Raw genomic sequence first — 17,692 nt, forward strand, 5'->3', positions numbered from 1 at the left:
TGGAGGGGATGGGCGGCAAGTTCATCGGCCGCCATAAATGGCGACCCTACGAAGGATTGGAGGGTGCGCATTGATGCGCACCTGTTTCGATAGAAGGAAAATCAATCACTTTCGACACTACAACTTTAGCTGGTGGCCTAAAATAGCATCGGCTTCCTGCAATGTAACATCGAGTCCTGCAGACGGCGTAAAGGTCAATTCGCCAAAAATAACGTTACCATTGAGAAGGTAAAAATCAGCGCGGACAAATTTAAAATCCGAAGCCAGTTTAACAGCATACTCTTTCATTTTATGAAAACCTTCGGGCATTTTCGGATAATTGTTGGAATTGATTAATTCAACAGTATCTTCAAAGGGAAGCGGGTTCCAGTTCATATCAAAATAATAGAACTTAGGTTTGCCTTTTTCTCGCTCCATGCAAACCATCACCGCATAAGGTTTTCCATTGAAACAGTAAAATTTGTAATCTTCAGGAAAACCTCCACGTTCATTCTCAATGTATTTCTCGCATAAGATTTTGCGATCTATTTTCTTATACTGGGGTTCAATAAAATGGCTTGAGAAATCCTGCTTTAACCATTTATTAAGCTGCTTGTTGGTTTGTTCAATGTCCAGTGAAGCTTTGTTGTCACAGATGATGTTATAGCCTGCGCCATGGTTACACTTGAGGGCAAACTTATTGGGTAATGCGCGGTAGTCTATTTCCTGCGGATCATCATACACGCCGTAGAGTTGGTTAAGTATTTCACCACACCCTTTCGCTGTAACATACTCCCGCACCTTATACTTATCCGCGCACAATGTATAAATGTCACCATTTAACTCATTGAATTTAAGCCACTGAATTTTTTCATTGAAATTGATCGGGTTGGTTAAGTTAAGCTTTTTCTTGAACTTAATATAATAGTGAGTTTTTGCGCAAAATTCTGGGTACATGTGAGCGCTGATTTTTAATGCGGATTTGACTGTGTGTTTTATCATTTTCATTAAAATTATCTCAGTTTGAAAATGTTAAGATGCATTTTGATGATTGTTTTATTTCTGAAAAAGTAATTGAGTAAAGTGCAAGACAAAATCTCAACGATCAAAAAACAGTATGCAGCCCCATTAATCCCGTAAGCATTAATCATTAGCCAGGATAGTGGTATGGTTAAGACACAGCATAAAAACATCTTTTTAGCCAGGTAACTGTATCCGGACTCTTTTATCATATAGCGATAGCAAATTGTGCCTAATGCAGAGAACATCGTACCAATGATAATAATGGGAATGATATTTACCGAATCCATATACTTATCGCCATACAGTAAATGGATAAAGTAATCACCAAAAATATAGAATCCACCTAACGCAATAAGCGAAAACAGGATGACAATGCGATTGATTTTAATCAGCAGCATTTCAACGGTGATTTGATCTTTTTCGCTGTAGATCTTTGAGAAGAAGCTTGTTATTAATGCCAGCACGATAAATGACCAGGCACCTCCTATGGTTAACGCGACGCTATAAACGCCCAGGTTTGAGTAAGAAAGGATTTTTGCCAGAAAGATACTCGATATCTGTGTGTAGATGTCCGCAGAAAGACTCGATAAGATCAGCGCTCCCCCGGTAAACAGCATATGCCGGTTATACATTCCGGCGCCCTTACGATTCTCGTGTACTTTTGTGGTGTATTTAAAATAGAGGAGACGCAGGATGTAAGGTATCAGCGGGATGAGAATAATCGGCAGGGTGAAGTAGTACACTGGCAGTTTAAAGTGTGAGATATAGAACCGAATCACCAGAGCAACAGATAAGCCAATTACATTAGTGATGGTGTTGATTTTTGATTTTAACTGGGTGTTGTTGTAGATGGAAAAGAAGTCCATCACGATATAGTAGGTGGCAATACCGTTGGCCACACCAAATAAAAAAACAATGATGTCTGTGAAAAAATAGAGATAGATCAACACTGAGCTTGATGACAGCAGGAAGAAAATACGCCGTTGATTTTGCGTGTGCATCGCTAACGCAATTCCTGACTTAGTATTTTCACTCATGCGCTTAAACAGGATGTTCTGACCACCAAACCACGACAGCGTTTGCACAAATATAAATAGAGAAGTTGAAATGTTGATCTTACCAAAGTCTTCAGGGCCAATGTATTTTGCCATCAGTGCATTGATATAGATGAGCCCGATGATATTTACCGACTTTTCTAACATGATCCATATTGAGTTAGAGTACATTGCTCGTTTCTCATATCCATAGCAGTATTGATGATGTTCAGCGCGTGTAATGAATCATCAGCAATATGAAACTTTTTTGCTATATGCGCTAATGTTATGTTTTATTGCAGCATGCTCATATATGAGCAGCGCTCAATGTCATATTATTTATTTATACTTAATTAATTTGGTTGACAGTGTGGCTGCTGAAATAGAATTAGTGAAGAGTTTTTTGATTAATCAGATTAATGACGTGCATTCTCAAATAATGAGTCCATTATTTAATGCTGCTCGACTGTGGATAATGTGACGAAGATCTTTTTTAATAGCGCCAGCACTTCCTGATGAGGATTGCAGACGATATTTACTAATATTTTGGAACTGCGGAGCATATGAACAAGAAGCGCCGGGCAGCTATGCCCGGCACTGTATTGCCGCTTAGCGGAATGAATAGCCCAGATTGACCAGACCGTAGAAGCCGCCAGACTCACCACCGTGAAGCGCTTCGGAATATCCACCCTGTACGCCGAGCTTAACATTCTCACGTATTTGCGCGTTTATGCCACCGTTCAGGCCGATACTGGTGCCTGAAAGGTCAGTGCGGAATGAAGCCGTTGAATCTGAAACGCCCTGCACAGAGGCTGATACGTTGCTATGGCCACCAAAAGATTGTGTCAGTGAAGGTGTGACCCACCATAGCACTTTCGCCGGGCTGCTAAGAGGAGTACCGATCCTCAATCCCGCCTGAACGGACTGGCGGCGACTGTCAGACCAGTCCAGTGATGCGGCATCGTCCTGTGCATTATCCAGTGAAATGCCCTGGATAGTGTATTGCAATTGTGGCTCAAGCGACAGGGCAGGAGACAGCATGAACGCTTGTCCAGCCTGTGCCGAAGCAAGCCAACCGGTGCCTGATGTCGACAACCGCGTGCCGTCATTGGAGGCCGTGGAAATGCTGTGATGGCTTACCTGCAACAGGCCATCTAAACGCAATCCTTCATGGCTCTGACCTAAAAGATAGGCACCACCCGTGTAGACGGTATCACGATCGGTGCCCGCTTCACTTTTCCCACCATCACGCCAAACGTCACTGCGCATCAACCCGGTTGCACCGTAAATACCGGCACGCCAGTCGGCATTGGATCCCGAGAACTGCCAGAGGTCGCCGCCAATTTGCAGGAAGCTATAAGCGCCGCTGCTTTCCGGAACCCCGCCGCCAGTCAGGCTGCCATTATTGTCGTGACGCAACTGACCTGCCACCACGCGGCCCCACATACGGCTGTCCTGGGCATAATGGAAACGTGTATCGGCGGTGCCTGCAACTAGGCGGTCATAATCGAACGAAAGAGCAGGAAGTGCAGCATAGCTCCACATGCCATCACGGTAGTTGACTGTGTTACTGACCGGCGTACCTGTTCCGCTGTCCTGATCCGGTGTGCCCGGCGTTGCAGGTGTTGCAGGTGTTGCAGGCGTGGCAGGTGTTGAGGTACTAATTTGCTGGGAGGTCAGATACCAGCTCTGATCGGCATTACGGTAAAGACTGTAGGAATAGGCGCCTGCTACCAGCGGCTGGTTAAGACTGAAGGCTCCTGAATCTGTTGTTGCGCCGTTAATCGCACTTACCAGGTTGATCCCGTTTCCAGTGGTCTGTGCACCCAGTCCGCCGCGGTTTAGCACTCGCAGACCTGTGCTGCCCGTCGCCTGACCACCATCAATAATCAATTTATCGGTAGGTGAACTGCTGTTGCCTGCAACGGTATTCAGGGTAATGGTCCCCCCATTGCCAACAAGATTGGTCACGGTGAGCGTGCGGGGAGTGAACGTACCCTGAGGTGCGGCAAAAACAATGCTGCCGGCATTGGTCAGCGTGTCAACCAACGAGTCGCCCGTAATATTCCAGATACTGCTGCTGTCGATGTTGACATCGGTCGGGTCGATGATACCCGTCAGGCTGGTACTGTTCACCAGTGATAGTGATGTGCCGGAGATCGCCACTATGTCAGTGGTGGCCTGCAAACCATCCATAATCAGCGAACCGGCATTCAGATTCACTTGCGACTGAGCAAGGGTGCCACCGAGCGTCAGCGTGCCGCTTCCGTTCTTAGTCAACTGACCAATACCAGACAGATTAGTATCCAGGGACATATCGCTGGCAGTATCGTAAGATGTCGTGCCGTTGTTCACAAAGTGATTGTCGGCAAGCGTCAGAATTCCTCCATCAGCAATACTCAGCAGTCCGCCAGCCTGAACGGTTGTATCTGTCGCGGTTCCTCCACTGTTGACCGACAAAGAACCGCCGCTGTTAATCATCGCCTGTTTTGCGACGCCGCCGTCAAACACGGAAAGTGCGCCACCGGAGTTAACCGCCGTTGAAATAGCGGTACCGTAAACCTGCTGCTCACCACCGGCATTGGCAGTTGTCCCATTGGCCGTGCCTCCAGCCATTACGCGTTGCACACCACCATTATTTACCACACTGCCGGAAGCGCTGCCGTTCACGTATTCGGCGCCGCCCTGATTAATAATTGTACTCTCTGAAGAATCCGTGGCGTCTACGGTTAATGAGCCGTTGTTCTCAAGCAGCACGTTTTTAGCATGGCCAGAGATGATCGAAAATTCGCCCAGCGCGTTTGTGCCGCTTAACGTGGCACCGGTGAAAGTATTGAGACGGCCGCCGGCATTAATGACCAGATCTGTCGCGTTAGCACCCTCGAAAGCATAAAGGGTGCCACCTGAATTAATGGTTGCCTGTGAGGCTGACCCACCAGTAAAAATTTGCATGTAAGCAGCGTCTTTAACGGTGGTGAGGCTTGCGGTGCCGCCACCGTAAACATACTCAGCACCGCCCGAGTTCACCTGAGTGGAGGTGGCGGTGCCGTAGATGCCCTGAGAAGCATTTGCTTCAATAATGGTACCGGTGGAGGAACCGCCGCTACTGACGTACTGGACCCCGCCTGACTTCACTGTAGTATCGATTGCCGAGCCGCTAACCCGCTGAGTCCCGCCTGCAATGACCGCTGACACCGCATTGGCTCCGGAGTAAATAGTCTGGGTGCCCCACGCATCAATGAGCGCAGATTCACTTGTTCCACTGATAACGTACTCAAGACCACCGGATGTCACGTGGGTCGACTGTGTTGTCCCGCCAAGAACCAGAAGGGAGCCACCGTTATTAACGGTAGTCGATGTCACGTTGCCATAAACTTCCTGCTGTGCACGGCTGTTAACAGTGGAGCCCGAAACATGCGCACCAACATAAATGATTTCAGAACCACCATTCAGGATGGTACCGGTGGCGCTGCCGCCGCTGTTTACGTACTGCCTGCCTGAAGAGTTGACGATAGTAGAAACTGCGCTTCCTCCACTGGAAACAACGATGTTGGAAAGGTTTACGCCGTTACCTACGTTACTGCTGGTCACCAACCCGCCGTTGTTCACGTTCAGGTTTCCGCCGCTGATCACCGAGATATTGTTGGCAATGTCTCCGTTATTCAGCGTTAAGCTACCAGAGCCCACTGTCGTGCCATCATAGGTCGTAGCGGCGGCAGTACCTGCCATTCCCATCAGGAGGAGTGTGCCGACGATGCGCTTCACGGCCATCGGTGGTCGCCCACCGCAACCAGCACGTTCTGACGCAACAACCCACGCCTGTTGCGCAGCGCTCCAGACAATTCTGTAAGCCTTATTCATGTCCCTGCCTCTTATAAGTTTTGTTCCCTGCGAGTAAATGTCGATTACGCATGGGTGGTTTAGTTACGTTTTTTGATTTCCACGGATTTGCGCGTCGAGACGGTCAATCACGCCATTTACTTGTCTGCCGGTGATAAGCCGGGTGCACTCGAACTGCCGATCAGTTCCCTTGTGACGGGGACACCAGAAGTAGTCCTGGTGATCGAATTTTTCATGCATGCTGTCCCAGCATCCGCTGCAGCCATGGCTGCTGAACACCCGCCAGGGGGTGTAAAACTCAGCGCCTGGCAGCGTGAAGCCGCTGATCAGCACCACGGGAATCTGCGACGCCCAGGCAAGCCATGAGAGGCCGCTGGATAGCCCGATAAAGAAGCTCGCGTGTGTCAGCAGATCCACTCGGTCCTGCAGCGGAAGGTTGCCGGTGAAGTCTTCCGCACCGTAAGGGATGTGATTCCAGACAAAACCGTGGCCTGTCGTTGGATCGCGATCGATGCAAAGGACTCGGTAGCCCAGCGTTTTAAGGTGTGTTACCACCTCGGCCCAACCGCGGCCGTTGTTCCAGAATTTGGCCTGACAGGTTGACTGCACACCAATACAGACGTAGGGCTCGGCGATCGTTCGCGGGGCTCTGAGGTTAAGCCGAGGCGCTTCTTCCCGATGGTCGACGCCCAGAATATGCCCGGCGATACGGTGAAAACCGGTCTGACGAAAATCGAGTGGTTGATGGGTATCGTTCCCGCCAAAAAACAAACCGATGCGGTAAGTGGCATAAGGCGCGCACGCCGCCTCTGCTGGAGTCGAAAAACGAATGTCGGGGTACTGGCCTTCCAGCAGTGTGATGATGTTGGGCGCCATACTGCACTCAAGTCTGCATTCATGTTGAGTGCGAAAGCGTTCGGCGTAATGGAACCACCCCAGCAGGTCACCCAGCGTGCCGACTGGAAATGAAATCAACACATGCTGATCCCTGAGCGAAAGCACTTCATCAAGCAGAGGTGAGGTCTCATCACCACGCCAGACCCGAATGCGAAAGCGGATGAAATACTTTTTAGCAGACGTCACCCAGCCTGCGCCGGATTCGCAGTGGAACAGAATATTGCCTGAATCCTCATCTATGAGCGCAACGCGCCAGCGGCCTTCCGGCAGCAAGACGCGGGCACCATCGTTAAAGTCGTAACGAATGCCTGCCGGTCCCTCCCGGCTTGGAAGCATGGGCGCACTAACGAAAGGATATTGTGTTGTCTCCTGAACCTTTGAAAGGGCGTCATGGGCAGCGACCTGCAGAGGGGGATTTTGAGTCATGGCTCAGCCTCTGATTAAAATTGAGCGCACGGAGCGCATCGCGTGCAGGCCACAAGCCGGAGATGAGATGGTCTGATTCATAGATAACCCGCCCTGGAAAATAGGAATTTTCTTATTGGTGTTGTTCTTGAGGGTGGTTATCGGAACTGTTGAGGAATTATTTAGAGTGAAAAAAAACTAATCATCTGCACCTTTGTTTCGGGCATCAGAAGCAGGCTGGCGATGATTTCTGTGCGCCACTGGAGAATGGTTTTTTTGATGGGAGTGATAACAGTTTGAAAAATAGAGGGGTTAAAAAAAGCACACGTAGACGGGGTATTTATAGAAGCTAAAGGACTATGTAGGATCACTTTTGGCAGGCTAATAAGTATGCATCTAACCTGCCAATCCACTCACCTAAAAACAACTCAAAGCGTAAGCCTAATAAACGCCTGAATATCCTCAACAGCTTCACGATGTTTTGCCGGACTAGGGCTGATCATCAGGCTGTCGGCATAGCCGTTAAGCATGGCGCCGAGCTGGCGTGTAAAACGCGCGCTTTCAACAGGCCGGTAAAAACCTTGAGCAATCCCTTCCTCAACGATGGCAGTGATGAATTGGGTCCACTTATTAATAAATAACTCTGCTAGCTCAGCATAGGCTTTGTCGCGGCCCGCCATCTGCCAGAGTGAACCATAAAGCTGCCAGACGGCGTCCGGGGCATCCGGCAAATAGTTTTCAATGGCAGTATTCAGTTTGTCAGCAGGTAACGTTGATTCAATGGATCGTGAAAAATCATCCAGTTCGTTCTGCAAATACCTTGTCAGGGCTTCAATGCATAGCGTCTGCCAGTCGCTGAAATAATAGTAAATATGGCTACGGGAGATTGAGAGCCTTTCGGTGAGTTCGCGCGTTGCAACGTTCTCGATACCTTTCTCTATGAATAGCGCGGCAGCGCCATCCAATATGCGGGCTTTCAGCGCTTCCTTGGTCTCTTTCATGTTGCGGCTCCGTTGACTTTGAGCAGTTGCTCAAATAGACTTCCCATCAGAATTTGAGCATTCGCTCAAATTAATATTAACAGAAATTGATCCTATGCAAACGCATGAAATTATTGAACCGGTTAACGTCTCCGGCAGCGCGGTTAATACCCTTAAAAACATTGGACGCCGTCATTACAGAAAGCTTTTCTTTACCTTATTGCTGGTTATTGCCGAAAACGTGACCTATCTGCTTTATCCATTGCTGGCTGGTTTTGCCATCAATGCCATCGTCGCCGGTAAGGCATGGCATGCTGTATTTTATGCCTTAATGGTTTTTACCATGTGGGTGATTGGTGCCGCCAGGCGCAGTCTTGATACGCGCACTTTCGCGCGAATTTATGCTGAACTGGCTGTGCCGGTTATTGTTGCCCAGCGTCGGGAAAATCACAGTCATTCAACCATCGCCGCCCGTGTTGCGCTTTCAAGAGAGTTCGTCGACTTCTTTGAAAAACATCTGCCGGTATTGATTACTTCCCTGGCTTCTATCACCGGGGCGGCGTTAATGTTACTGGCGATTGAATTCTGGTCGGGCATCGCCTGCCTGGCCGTTTTAGTGTTCTTTTCGTTTTTTCTGCCAGGTTACACCAATAAAAATGAGGCCCTATTTTTCCGGCTTAATGGTCGACTTGAAAAAGAAGTGGGCTTTGTCAGCAGTGCACCGGTCGCATCTTTGAGCAGACATTATCGGGTGTTGGCGGGGCTGCGTATCCGCCTGTCCGATCGCGAAGCGATGGGATATCTTTCGATTGGCGCGGTCACCGCTATATTGTTTGCCATGACTATTTTCACCATGGCTTTACGCGGTGGGACCGATGCCGGCCATATTTATTCTGTCATGACTTATCTCTGGATGTTCGCGATGAGCCTGGATGATGCGCCCCAACTGCTGGAGAAATATTCCCAGCTGAAGGATATAGGGAAAAGGGTTAAGACTGATCCTATCTGAAGTCCGCGACGGCGGCAGTAAGGACAAAAACTGCACCAATCCATTTTAGGGTCGCCATTCATGGCGACCTGGTGCGCAAAATCCTCTCATTCCTGCACACGCTCAAAGGTCGCGATCACCCGATCAATATGCTTCTTCATCGCGCTCCTCGCTTCTTTGGCATCGCGTTTCTCCAGCGCGGAAAGAATCGCCATATGTTCGGATTCTGAGACGACCGGCATATCGCTAGGCGTGTAATGGGCCTGCAACATGCGGAACATGCTGCCATAGCGATGGCCGAGCAGGTGGCCGATGATAAATCCATAGGCAGGATTGCCGCTCGCCTGGGCAATGCGGATATGGAACAGGCGGTCGCCGGGATGGGTGCGCGATTGCGCGCGGTTATCCTCGCAGTTTTGTTGATAAGCGGCGCGGATCAGCGCCAGTTCATGCTCGCTGGCATGCACCGCAGCAAGCGCAGCGGCTTCCGGCTCAATTAGACGGCGGGCTTGCAGCAGCGAGAAGGGTGGAAGCTCGGTGGAGAAATCCAGGTTGATACCCAGCTCATCATCCGGCTCATTCCACTGATCGCGTCCGGCCTGCATCATCACCGGCTCCTGCGTACTGGAACGCGCTTTCACAATCACGCCATTGCCGACCTTCACATCCACCAGACCAATCACTTCCAACGCGATCAGCGCTTCACGCACCGATGCACGACTGACCTGAAGCTGCTCAGCCAACTCACGCTCCGCTGGCAGGCGGCTGCCGGGCGGAAATTCGTTATTGTCGATAAGCGCAATCAATTGGTCTGCTATTTGTCTGTAAAGTCTGGGGTTTTCCATCTTTTTGATCGGCATTGCGCTGCTCCCTGTCTAAATAAATTAAGTGATCAGTTGCACAAATAATCGTCAGGACACTTGTCAATGTTACGCAATTGTCAATAAAACGTAATGCGTAAGCGAAAAAGTAGCCAGCGATATTTTGCTCTCCCGCTGGGAAGAAATCTACTTTCAATGGCCTGACCATTAGATCTTTGGACCAGAGGAAATGCAATGAATTTACATGGAAAACGCGTGCTGATCACCGCTGCCGGACAAGGCATTGGTTTAGCCAGCGCGCGCTACTTTGCTCAGCAAGGCGCAGATGTGATTGCCAGCGATATCAACATTGCCGCGCTGCATGATTTACCCGGCATTCGCGCCTATCAACTCGATGTCACCGATCGCCAGGCGATCAGCGCGGCGGCGCAGGAGCTCGGTACGCTGGATGTGCTGTTCAACTGCGCCGGCGTGGTTCACAGCGGCAGCCTGCTGGAATGCAGCGAAAAGGAGTGGCAGTTCGCGCTCGACCTCAATGTCACGGCGATGTTTCGCATGATTCAGGCGTTTCTGCCCGCGATGCTGCAACAGCAGCAAGGGTCGATCATCAACATGTCATCGGTGGCATCGAGTGTGAAAGGCGTGGTCAATCGCTTCGCCTACAGCGCTACCAAAGCGGCGGTGATTGGCCTGACGCGTTCGGTGGCGGCGGATTACATTGGCGAAGGCATCCGCTGCAACGCCATTTGCCCCGGCACCATTGATTCACCATCGTTGCGTCAGCGCATTGCCGCGCAGGCGCAGGCAGAAGGGCGCAGCGAAACCGAGGTTTATAACGCCTTTGTCGCGCGTCAACCGATTGGCCGTATCGGCACCACAGAAGAGATCGCTTATCTGGCGGCCTATCTGGCTTCCGATGCCAGCGCCTACACCACCGGCACCGCACAGATTATCGATGGCGGCTGGAGCAACTAACAGGAGTGGAAGAATGAAATTATTACGTGTCGGCGAACCGGGTAAAGAGCGTCCGGCAATGCTGGATGAGCAGGGCGAATTGCGCGATTTGTCGCACTTTATCGATGATTTAGCGGGCGATGCGCTGCTGCCCTCCGCGCTGGAGAGACTGCGCCAGCTGCCGCTCAGCGAACTGCCGAAAATCAGCGGCCAGCCGCGCATTGGTGCCTGCGTCGGACAGATTGGCAAATTCATCTGTATCGGCCTGAACTATGCCGATCATGCCGCCGAAACCGGCGCCGACATTCCGCTGGAGCCGGTGGTGTTTGGCAAATGGACCAGCGCGGTTGTGGGGCCGAATGATGCAGTGCGTATTCCGCGCGGCTCGGTAAAAACCGACTGGGAAGTGGAACTGGGCGTGGTGATCGGCAAAGGCGGCAGCTACATCGCGGAAGAGGATGCGCTGTCGCATGTCGCGGGCTACTGCGTGGTCAACGACGTCTCGGAACGTGAATATCAGATCGAACGCGGCGGAACCTGGGATAAAGGCAAAGGCTGCGACACCTTTGGTCCGATCGGTCCCTGGCTGGTGACCGCCGATGAGATTGCCGATCCGCAGCAGCTCGATCTGTGGCTGGAGGTTGACGGCAAGCGCTATCAAAACGGTAACACGCGCACCATGATCTTTTCGGTCGCGCACATCATCAGCTACCTCAGCCGTTTTATGAGTTTGCAGCCAGGCGACATCATCTCCACCGGCACACCGCCAGGCGTCGGCATGGGACAGAAACCGCCGGTCTATTTGCGTGCGGGGCAAGTTATTAGATTGGGCATCGCCGGGCTGGGCGAGCAGCGTCAAATCACCGAGGGCAGCGAATAATGACCAAACTTACGGCACTGCGCGTGGAAGATATCCGTTTTCCCACTTCGCAACACCTCGATGGTTCGGATGCGATGAATCCAGACCCCGATTATTCCGCTGCTTACGTCATCATCGAGACGGATAACGCGGCGATCAGCGGACACGGTTTGACCTTTACCATCGGGCGCGGCAATGAGATTTGCTGTGCCGCAATACGTGCACTTGAGCACCTGATCGTCGGCCGTCAGCTAGAGTCGATTACCGCCGATATGGGGCAATTCTGGCGCGATATCACCAGCGACAGCCAGCTACGCTGGATCGGCCCGGATAAAGGCGCGATTCATCTGGCGACCGGCGCGGTGGTCAACGCGGTATGGGATCTGTGGGCGAAATCAGAAGAGAAGCCGCTGTGGCGGCTGGTGGCCGATATGTCGCCGCAGGAACTGGTACGCTGCATCGATTTCCGTTATCTCACCGACTGCATCACGCCAGACGAAGCACTGGCTTTGCTGACGGCGCAGCAGGCAGGAAAAGCGGAGCGCATCCGCCAGCTCGAGCAGCACGGATATCCTTGCTACACCACCTCGGCGGGCTGGCTTGGCTACGACGACGAGAAACTGCGCCGTCTGTGCCAGCAGGCGGTCGATGCCGGGTTCTCCCACATCAAGCTGAAAGTGGGGCGTGACCTCGAAGATGATATTCGCCGCGTGCGCATTGCGCGCGAAGTGTTGGGGCCGGATCGCCAACTGATGATCGATGCCAACCAGGTTTGGGAAGTGAATGACGCGGTGGATTGGGTACAACAGCTGGCGTTCGCGCGGCCGTGGTTTATCGAAGAACCCACCAGCCCGGACGATATCGAAGGACATCGCAAAATTCGTCAGGGCGTTGCGCCGGTAAAAGTGGCAACCGGCGAAATGTGCCAGAACCGCATCATCTTTAAACAGCTGATTATGCGCGAGGCGATTGATGTGGTGCAGATTGATGCCTGTCGTCTCGGCGGCGTGAATGAAGTGCTGGCGGTAATGCTGATGGCAGCGAAATACCAGCTGCCGGTGTGTCCGCATGCGGGCGGCGTTGGGCTGTGCGAATACGTTCAGCATCTGTCGATGATCGACTTTGTTTGTATTGCCGGCAGCCATGAAGGCCGGGTCATCGAGTACGTTGATCATCTGCACGAACATTTCCTTAATCCGTGCGAAATTCGCGGCGCGGCCTATATGCCGCCCACCGCGCCCGGCTTCTCAATCGAAATGTATCCCGCTTCGCGTGAGCAATACCGCTATCGCGCGCAGGGAGGCTGACGTGCGAATCGACGCTCATCAGCATTTCTGGCGCTACGACGCGGCGGACTTTCCGTGGATCACGGATTCCATGACGCGACTGCAACAAGATTATCTGCCGGACGATCTCGCACCGCTGCTGGCGCAACGTCAGCTGCAGGGTTCGATTGCGGTACAGGCGCGGCAGTGTGTAGCGGAAACGCAGCAGCTGTTGCAATGGGCGCAGCAGCAACCGGCAACGCAGGTGGTTGGCTGGATCGACGTCACCGCTACAAATCTGGTGGAGCAGTTGACGGCATTGCAGCATCCGTTGCTGCGCGGTTTTCGTCATCAGGTGCAGGATGAACAGGATCCCGCCGCATGGCTGCAGCAACCGCGCGTGACAACCGGCATCACTCAGATTCAACGGCGTGATTACGTATGGGAAATGCTGGTGACCTGGCAACATCTGGCGGATGCCACGCGCTTTGCCGCGCAGCACGATCGCCACTGGCTGGTGCTCGATCATCTGGGAAAACCAGATATTGCGCGCGGCGCACAGGCTTGGGGCGAGCAGGTTGCAGAACTGGCCGCGATGCCGCACGTGGTGTGCAAATTGTCCGGATTGGTCACCGAAGCACCGCACGGTCAGTGGAGCGGCGCGCAGCTGCGGCCCTTTATTGATGAGGCGCTGGCGCGTTTTGGTCCGCATCGCCTGATGTTTGGTTCAGACTGGCCAGTTTGCCTGCTGGCAGCGGAATATCACGCGGTGGCGCAACTGATTGACGACGCGCTAGCGGAGCTGTCCGCCGATGAACAGGCCGCCATTTGGGGCAACACCGCCGCGCAGGTTTACAGCCTGACAGGAGAGAAGAATGAATCTGTTTTTGCAGGATAAAGTGATTATCGTCACCGGCGGCGGATCGGGCATTGGCGCCGCCATCTCACGCCTGCTGGCGGAAGAGGGCGCGATTCCCGTCATCGTCAGCAACGCACAGCCAGATGAGATGTGGCTGGCCGCGCTGCGCGAATTGCAGCCACAAAGCGAAGTGCTGCTCGCCGATCTCTGTGATGAGCAGAACTGCCAGCAAGCGGTGGAAGCCGTGCAGCAGCAGTTTGGTCGCATCGACGGTCTGGTGAATAACGCTGGCGTCAATGATGGCGTTGGGTTGGAAGCGGGGCGCAGCGCCTTTGTCTCCTCGCTGGAAAAGAACCTCATCCACTATTACCAGATGACCCATTTCTGCCAGCAAGCGCTGGAAAATAGCCGGGGATCAATCGTCAATATTGCGTCCAAAACCGCGCTGAGCGGACAGGGCGGCACCAGCGGCTACTGCGCAGCGAAAGGGGCGATTCTGTCACTGACGCGTGAATGGGCGGTATCACTACGACACAGCGGCGTGCGGGTCAACGCCGTGGTTCCCGCCGAAGTGATGACGCCGCTGTATGAACGCTGGATCGGCACCTTCGCCGATCCGCAATCCGAACTGGAGAAAATCACCCAGCGTATTCCGCTCGGCCAACGCATGACCACGCCGCAAGAGATCGCTAACACCGTGGTGTTTTTGCTGTCGTCGCGCGCTTCGCACACCACCGGCGAGTGGCTGAGCGTCGATGGCGGCTATCTGCATCTCGATCGGGCGCTGTTATGAGTGGCGCAACCGGGCGTTATTGTCTGGCGCTGGATCTGGTGGACGATGCAGAGAAGATCGCCGAGTACCAGCGCCTGCATCAGCGCATCTGGCCGGAAGTGGCGCAGCATTTGCGCCAGCACGGCATCGAAAATATGGAGATTTACCGGCTTGGCACCCGTCTTTTTATGCTGATGGAGGTGAACGATCGCTTTAACACGCAGGATTTTGCTCAGGCATCTGAGCAGGATCCGCATATTCAGCGCTGGGAAGCGCTGATGTGGCAGTTCCAACAGCCAACGCCCTGGACGCCCGAAGGGGAAAAATGGGTGGCGATGGCGCGAATATTCTCTTTGCAGGACCAATAACAACACTTACCGACTGTACCCTACGAGGATATAACCATGTCTACACAACGCGTCGAGACGCCTGAAAATATGGGCGTCAGGGGAACTATTAGCCTGCGCTGGGCGTTCATGCTAATTACCACCCTGTTTTTTATGTGGGGCGTCTCATACGGCCTGCTGGATGTGCTGAATAAACACTTTCAGGAAACGTTAAACGTTACCAAAGCGCAATCGGGATTATTACAGGCGGCTTATTTCGGTGCCTATTTTATTGTCGCGCTGCCGGCCGGTTATTTTATGCAGCGTCACGGTTATAAAGCCGGAATATTGGCGGGATTATCGTTGTATGCGATTGGCGCGCTGCTGTTTGTGCCGGCGGCGATGGTCAATGATTTCTCGGTATTCCTGTTTGCGTTGTTCGTGCTGGCGTGCGGGCTAGGCTGTCTCGAAACCGCTGCTAACCCGTATGCCACGGTGCTGGGCGATCCCAATGGCGCGGAACGTCGTCTCAATCTGGCGCAATCCTTTAACGGGTTAGGGCAGTTTGTTGGACCGATGATTGGCGGCTCGCTGTTCTTTACTCAGGCCAGCCAGGATGCGGCGCAGGACAGCGTGAAAATCACCTATGTAGTAATTGCATGCGTAGTTATTGCCATCGCGCTGCTATTTAAACGCACCGCGTTGCCCGATATTCGTGAATCCGCCAGCCAACATATTCAGCAGCCCGGCGCGACTTTATGGCAGCAAAAACATTTTGTCGGCGGCGTGATCGCGCAGTTCTTTTATGTTGCCGCGCAGGTTGGCGTGGGCGCCTTCTTTATTAACTACGCTACCGAGCACTGGCACGGTGTCACCAACCAAAGCGCGGCATATATGCTTTCGGTTGCGATGATCTGCTTTATGCTCGGACGTTTCTTCTCAACCTGGTTATTGGGTCGGGTGAAACCGGCTGCGATGCTGGCGGCTTACGCGCTGATCAACATCGTGCTGTGCGCGGTTGTGATGCTGGGCGCGGGCGATGTCTCCGTGGTTGCGCTGATCGCCATCTTCTTCTTTATGTCCACCATGTTCCCAACCATCTTTGCCATGGGCGTTAAAAATCTTGGCGAGTCTACCAAACAAGCCAGCTCGTTTATGATCATGGCGATTGTCGGCGGCGCGATCATGCCCTATTTCATGGGCCTGATTTCTGACCACATCAGTACCGCCGTGGCGTACAGTTTGCCGCTGCTGTGCTTTGTGGTGGTGCTGGCCTATGCGTTGAGGCAGCGCAAGCATTCGTGAGGGATGGAACAGTTAAAGCTTTTCGCCAAACTGCCGATAACTGTTTCTGGCTTTTTAGCTACTCAATAATCGTAGTAATCAGGAGAGCAAGATGGATGTATCACAAATTACATCACTGGCTACCGGCCTTGATAACATGGAACTGGCGAATAAAATCAGTACGCTGGTTCTGAAGAAGACGCTGGATAATCAGCAAACGATGGCAGCTGGCATTTTGGATTCGATTCCTCAGTTGCCGGCAAATCCGGCAATCGGGCGCAATATTAATACCACTGCCTGAAGTCAGCATTAACGGTTTTGTGGAGTGATGTCGGTCTGGCATCACTTCAAATCGCCTTTTTGATACGGCACACCATATTTCCACCGCGTCTCAAAGTGTCGCTGAAAACGTTCTATTACTTTAGGTATATGCCTGAGAACCAGAATGTTTTCGCTATTTGCCTTCTCAGCGGTTGGCGTGTAGTTGAATGAACCGGTTTCCAGTATTCGGCCGTCAATAATCATCACTTTGTCATGTTGGATGTGGAAATGGCGATCCACGCGAATCACCACGCCGTGGCTTATCGCATCAGGTATTGCAGCAAGTGAGAGTTTATTGGATTTGTTAGCGTGATAATCGATCACGACACTCACTTTCACCCCACGCTCAGCCGCCTTACCCAGCGCGGCAACAATGTCCGGCGCTTTGAATTCATATGCCATCATCTCAATCGATTTATGCGCGCCGTTAATCAGGTGCAGCACCATTGTTTGGGCGGAATGCCCGTCTTTACCGGATGAGAATCCCGCTTCTACCGTGGGTGTGGCAGAGGTTGTTGCAGAAAGGTAAATCAGGAACCCACATAACCATCGGTGCATGAGAACATCCTGGGAAAAGGACGAAAAATTGAGGGCAGAATACTCTTGCAGAGGTGGTTGGATATTGTCTGAAATCAAGGGGTATTTGGGTGAGGAAAGCGGGATATAGACACTCGACAGCATGATAAATTCCGAGTGTTAGTCCGCTGTGAGCGAGCTGCGGAAGTTCGGAATGCTTGATTTCATCTCTTCCCAAAATCGGTGCCTGCCTCGTTTGCTGTGACGATCGGCAGCGATATGGCGGCGATTTCAGAGGGGAGGTCTGAACAGTGTCTACCCAGTATGTCCCGACCGCCGTTGTGAGGTGTTTTTTAATGCTGCCTGAAATAATTATTCATCATTTTCAACTGCATTCTGCAATTAACGTAAAATTAAAGTTTTAATTTCCATGGTCCTTGATATTCGCCGAGATAGAATTAACACTCTTTATCATAACGGGAAGGAACTATTTAATGTTGTCGTAGTGAGCGATTAACCATGAGGTTGACTTGGATATGCCGCTCCCTACCTTTTTGCGCTAACAGATC

At 52.0% G+C, this 17,692-nt stretch carries 16 protein-coding genes; 9 read left to right on the top strand and 7 right to left on the bottom strand.

The genetic code is table 11. The features are described from left to right. Nucleotides 1-117: 117 nt before the first annotated feature. The 5 genes from VIJ98_RS20285 to VIJ98_RS20305 all read right to left on the bottom strand — a co-directional run bounded on the left by VIJ98_RS20285 (nt 118) and on the right by VIJ98_RS20305 (nt 8,179). On the bottom strand, nt 118-987 hold the full coding sequence (locus tag VIJ98_RS20285; RefSeq protein ID WP_323271256.1) for an ATP-grasp fold amidoligase family protein: 870 nt from the start codon (nt 985-987) through the stop codon (nt 118-120). Nucleotides 988-992: 5 nt separating this feature from the next. After that, complete coding sequence (locus VIJ98_RS20290; RefSeq protein ID WP_323271257.1) at nt 993-2,228, bottom strand: oligosaccharide flippase family protein; 1,236 nt, start codon at nt 2,226-2,228, stop codon at nt 993-995. A gap of 417 nt (nt 2,229-2,645) precedes the next feature. After that, nucleotides 2,646-5,897, bottom strand: a complete 3,252-nt coding sequence (locus tag VIJ98_RS20295; protein ID WP_323271258.1) for an AIDA repeat-containing protein — start codon at nt 5,895-5,897, stop codon at nt 2,646-2,648. A gap of 63 nt (nt 5,898-5,960) precedes the next feature. Then, nucleotides 5,961-7,109, bottom strand: coding sequence for an autotransporter strand-loop-strand O-heptosyltransferase (locus VIJ98_RS20300; RefSeq protein WP_323271792.1), 1,149 nt, complete (start codon nt 7,107-7,109; stop codon nt 5,961-5,963). A gap of 497 nt (nt 7,110-7,606) precedes the next feature. Beyond that, a complete protein-coding gene (locus VIJ98_RS20305) occupies nt 7,607-8,179 on the bottom strand; it encodes a TetR/AcrR family transcriptional regulator (RefSeq protein WP_323271259.1) in 573 nt (190 codons plus the stop codon). Nucleotides 8,180-8,273: 94 nt separating this feature from the next. Between VIJ98_RS20305 and VIJ98_RS20310 the strand changes: the two genes are divergently transcribed. Beyond that, nucleotides 8,274-9,167 carry an ABC transporter six-transmembrane domain-containing protein gene (locus tag VIJ98_RS20310; RefSeq protein ID WP_323271260.1) on the top strand — a complete coding sequence of 298 codons (894 nt, stop codon included), beginning with the start codon at nt 8,274-8,276 and terminating at the stop codon, nt 9,165-9,167. Between the two features lie 86 nt (nt 9,168-9,253). Here the strand turns inward: VIJ98_RS20310 and VIJ98_RS20315 are convergent, their stop codons facing one another. Beyond that, nucleotides 9,254-10,006 (bottom strand): FadR/GntR family transcriptional regulator, encoded by a 753-nt coding sequence (locus VIJ98_RS20315; protein WP_323271261.1) that lies wholly within the window; start codon nt 10,004-10,006, stop codon nt 9,254-9,256. Nucleotides 10,007-10,201: 195 nt separating this feature from the next. Here VIJ98_RS20315 and VIJ98_RS20320 point away from each other — a divergent pair, with 195 nt between their 5' ends. The 8 genes from VIJ98_RS20320 to VIJ98_RS20355 all read left to right on the top strand — a co-directional run bounded on the left by VIJ98_RS20320 (nt 10,202) and on the right by VIJ98_RS20355 (nt 16,587). Then, nucleotides 10,202-10,942, top strand: coding sequence for an SDR family oxidoreductase (locus VIJ98_RS20320; RefSeq protein WP_061718962.1), 741 nt, complete (start codon nt 10,202-10,204; stop codon nt 10,940-10,942). A 13-nt stretch (nt 10,943-10,955) separates the two neighbouring features. Continuing rightward, the gene (locus VIJ98_RS20325) at nt 10,956-11,801 is read left to right on the top strand and encodes a fumarylacetoacetate hydrolase family protein (protein WP_277966511.1); all 846 of its coding nucleotides are present in this window, start codon (nt 10,956-10,958) and stop codon (nt 11,799-11,801) included. Then, the gene (locus VIJ98_RS20330; protein WP_258145582.1) at nt 11,801-13,087 is read left to right on the top strand and encodes an L-fuconate dehydratase; all 1,287 of its coding nucleotides are present in this window, start codon (nt 11,801-11,803) and stop codon (nt 13,085-13,087) included. The genes VIJ98_RS20325 and VIJ98_RS20330 overlap by 1 nt, the downstream gene beginning before the upstream one ends. A 1-nt stretch (nt 13,088) precedes the next feature. Beyond that, on the top strand, nt 13,089-13,943 hold the full coding sequence (locus VIJ98_RS20335) for an amidohydrolase family protein (RefSeq protein ID WP_323271263.1): 855 nt from the start codon (nt 13,089-13,091) through the stop codon (nt 13,941-13,943). Next, the gene (locus VIJ98_RS20340; protein WP_323271264.1) at nt 13,921-14,697 is read left to right on the top strand and encodes an SDR family oxidoreductase; all 777 of its coding nucleotides are present in this window, start codon (nt 13,921-13,923) and stop codon (nt 14,695-14,697) included. The genes VIJ98_RS20335 and VIJ98_RS20340 overlap by 23 nt, the downstream gene beginning before the upstream one ends. Continuing rightward, the gene (locus tag VIJ98_RS20345; protein WP_293792427.1) at nt 14,694-15,044 is read left to right on the top strand and encodes an L-rhamnose mutarotase; all 351 of its coding nucleotides are present in this window, start codon (nt 14,694-14,696) and stop codon (nt 15,042-15,044) included. Before VIJ98_RS20340 ends, VIJ98_RS20345 begins: the two co-directional genes overlap by 4 nt. Before the next feature lie 36 nt (nt 15,045-15,080). Further along, a complete protein-coding gene (gene fucP, locus VIJ98_RS20350; protein ID WP_154156688.1) occupies nt 15,081-16,307 on the top strand; it encodes an L-fucose:H+ symporter permease in 1,227 nt (408 codons plus the stop codon). 91 nt (nt 16,308-16,398) lie between these two features. Continuing rightward, the gene (locus VIJ98_RS20355; protein WP_008110591.1) at nt 16,399-16,587 is read left to right on the top strand and encodes a YjfB family protein; all 189 of its coding nucleotides are present in this window, start codon (nt 16,399-16,401) and stop codon (nt 16,585-16,587) included. Nucleotides 16,588-16,628: 41 nt separating this feature from the next. On the opposite strand, the gene VIJ98_RS20360 is transcribed toward VIJ98_RS20355, so the two are convergent. After that, nucleotides 16,629-17,288 (bottom strand): phospholipase D family protein, encoded by a 660-nt coding sequence (locus VIJ98_RS20360; RefSeq protein WP_323271265.1) that lies wholly within the window; start codon nt 17,286-17,288, stop codon nt 16,629-16,631. Nucleotides 17,289-17,692: the final 404 nt, after the last annotated feature.

This window comes from Pantoea sp. S18, assembly GCF_045689705.1.
In the GTDB taxonomy this organism is placed as follows: domain Bacteria; phylum Pseudomonadota; class Gammaproteobacteria; order Enterobacterales; family Enterobacteriaceae; genus Pantoea; species Pantoea symbiotica.

Excerpts from the sequence above, each read along its gene's own strand:
- VIJ98_RS20320 (WP_061718962.1), top strand. The coding sequence starts at position 10,202 with ATGAATTTACATGGAAAACGCGTGCTGATCACCGCTGCCGGACAAGGC.
- VIJ98_RS20360 (WP_323271265.1), bottom strand. The coding sequence starts at position 17,288 with ATGCTGTCGAGTGTCTATATCCCGCTTTCCTCACCCAAATACCCCTTG.
- VIJ98_RS20330 (WP_258145582.1), top strand. The coding sequence starts at position 11,801 with ATGACCAAACTTACGGCACTGCGCGTGGAAGATATCCGTTTTCCCACT.
- VIJ98_RS20345 (WP_293792427.1), top strand. The coding sequence starts at position 14,694 with ATGAGTGGCGCAACCGGGCGTTATTGTCTGGCGCTGGATCTGGTGGAC.
- VIJ98_RS20340 (WP_323271264.1), top strand. The coding sequence starts at position 13,921 with ATGAATCTGTTTTTGCAGGATAAAGTGATTATCGTCACCGGCGGCGGA.
- VIJ98_RS20305 (WP_323271259.1), bottom strand. The coding sequence starts at position 8,179 with ATGAAAGAGACCAAGGAAGCGCTGAAAGCCCGCATATTGGATGGCGCT.
- VIJ98_RS20300 (WP_323271792.1), bottom strand. The coding sequence starts at position 7,109 with ATGCTTCCAAGCCGGGAGGGACCGGCAGGCATTCGTTACGACTTTAAC.
- VIJ98_RS20355 (WP_008110591.1), top strand. The coding sequence starts at position 16,399 with ATGGATGTATCACAAATTACATCACTGGCTACCGGCCTTGATAACATG.
- fucP (WP_154156688.1), top strand. The coding sequence starts at position 15,081 with ATGTCTACACAACGCGTCGAGACGCCTGAAAATATGGGCGTCAGGGGA.
- VIJ98_RS20290 (WP_323271257.1), bottom strand. The coding sequence starts at position 2,228 with ATGTACTCTAACTCAATATGGATCATGTTAGAAAAGTCGGTAAATATC.
- VIJ98_RS20285 (WP_323271256.1), bottom strand. The coding sequence starts at position 987 with ATGAAAATGATAAAACACACAGTCAAATCCGCATTAAAAATCAGCGCT.
- VIJ98_RS20295 (WP_323271258.1), bottom strand. The coding sequence starts at position 5,897 with ATGAATAAGGCTTACAGAATTGTCTGGAGCGCTGCGCAACAGGCGTGG.
- VIJ98_RS20310 (WP_323271260.1), top strand. The coding sequence starts at position 8,274 with ATGCAAACGCATGAAATTATTGAACCGGTTAACGTCTCCGGCAGCGCG.
- VIJ98_RS20315 (WP_323271261.1), bottom strand. The coding sequence starts at position 10,006 with ATGCCGATCAAAAAGATGGAAAACCCCAGACTTTACAGACAAATAGCA.
- VIJ98_RS20325 (WP_277966511.1), top strand. The coding sequence starts at position 10,956 with ATGAAATTATTACGTGTCGGCGAACCGGGTAAAGAGCGTCCGGCAATG.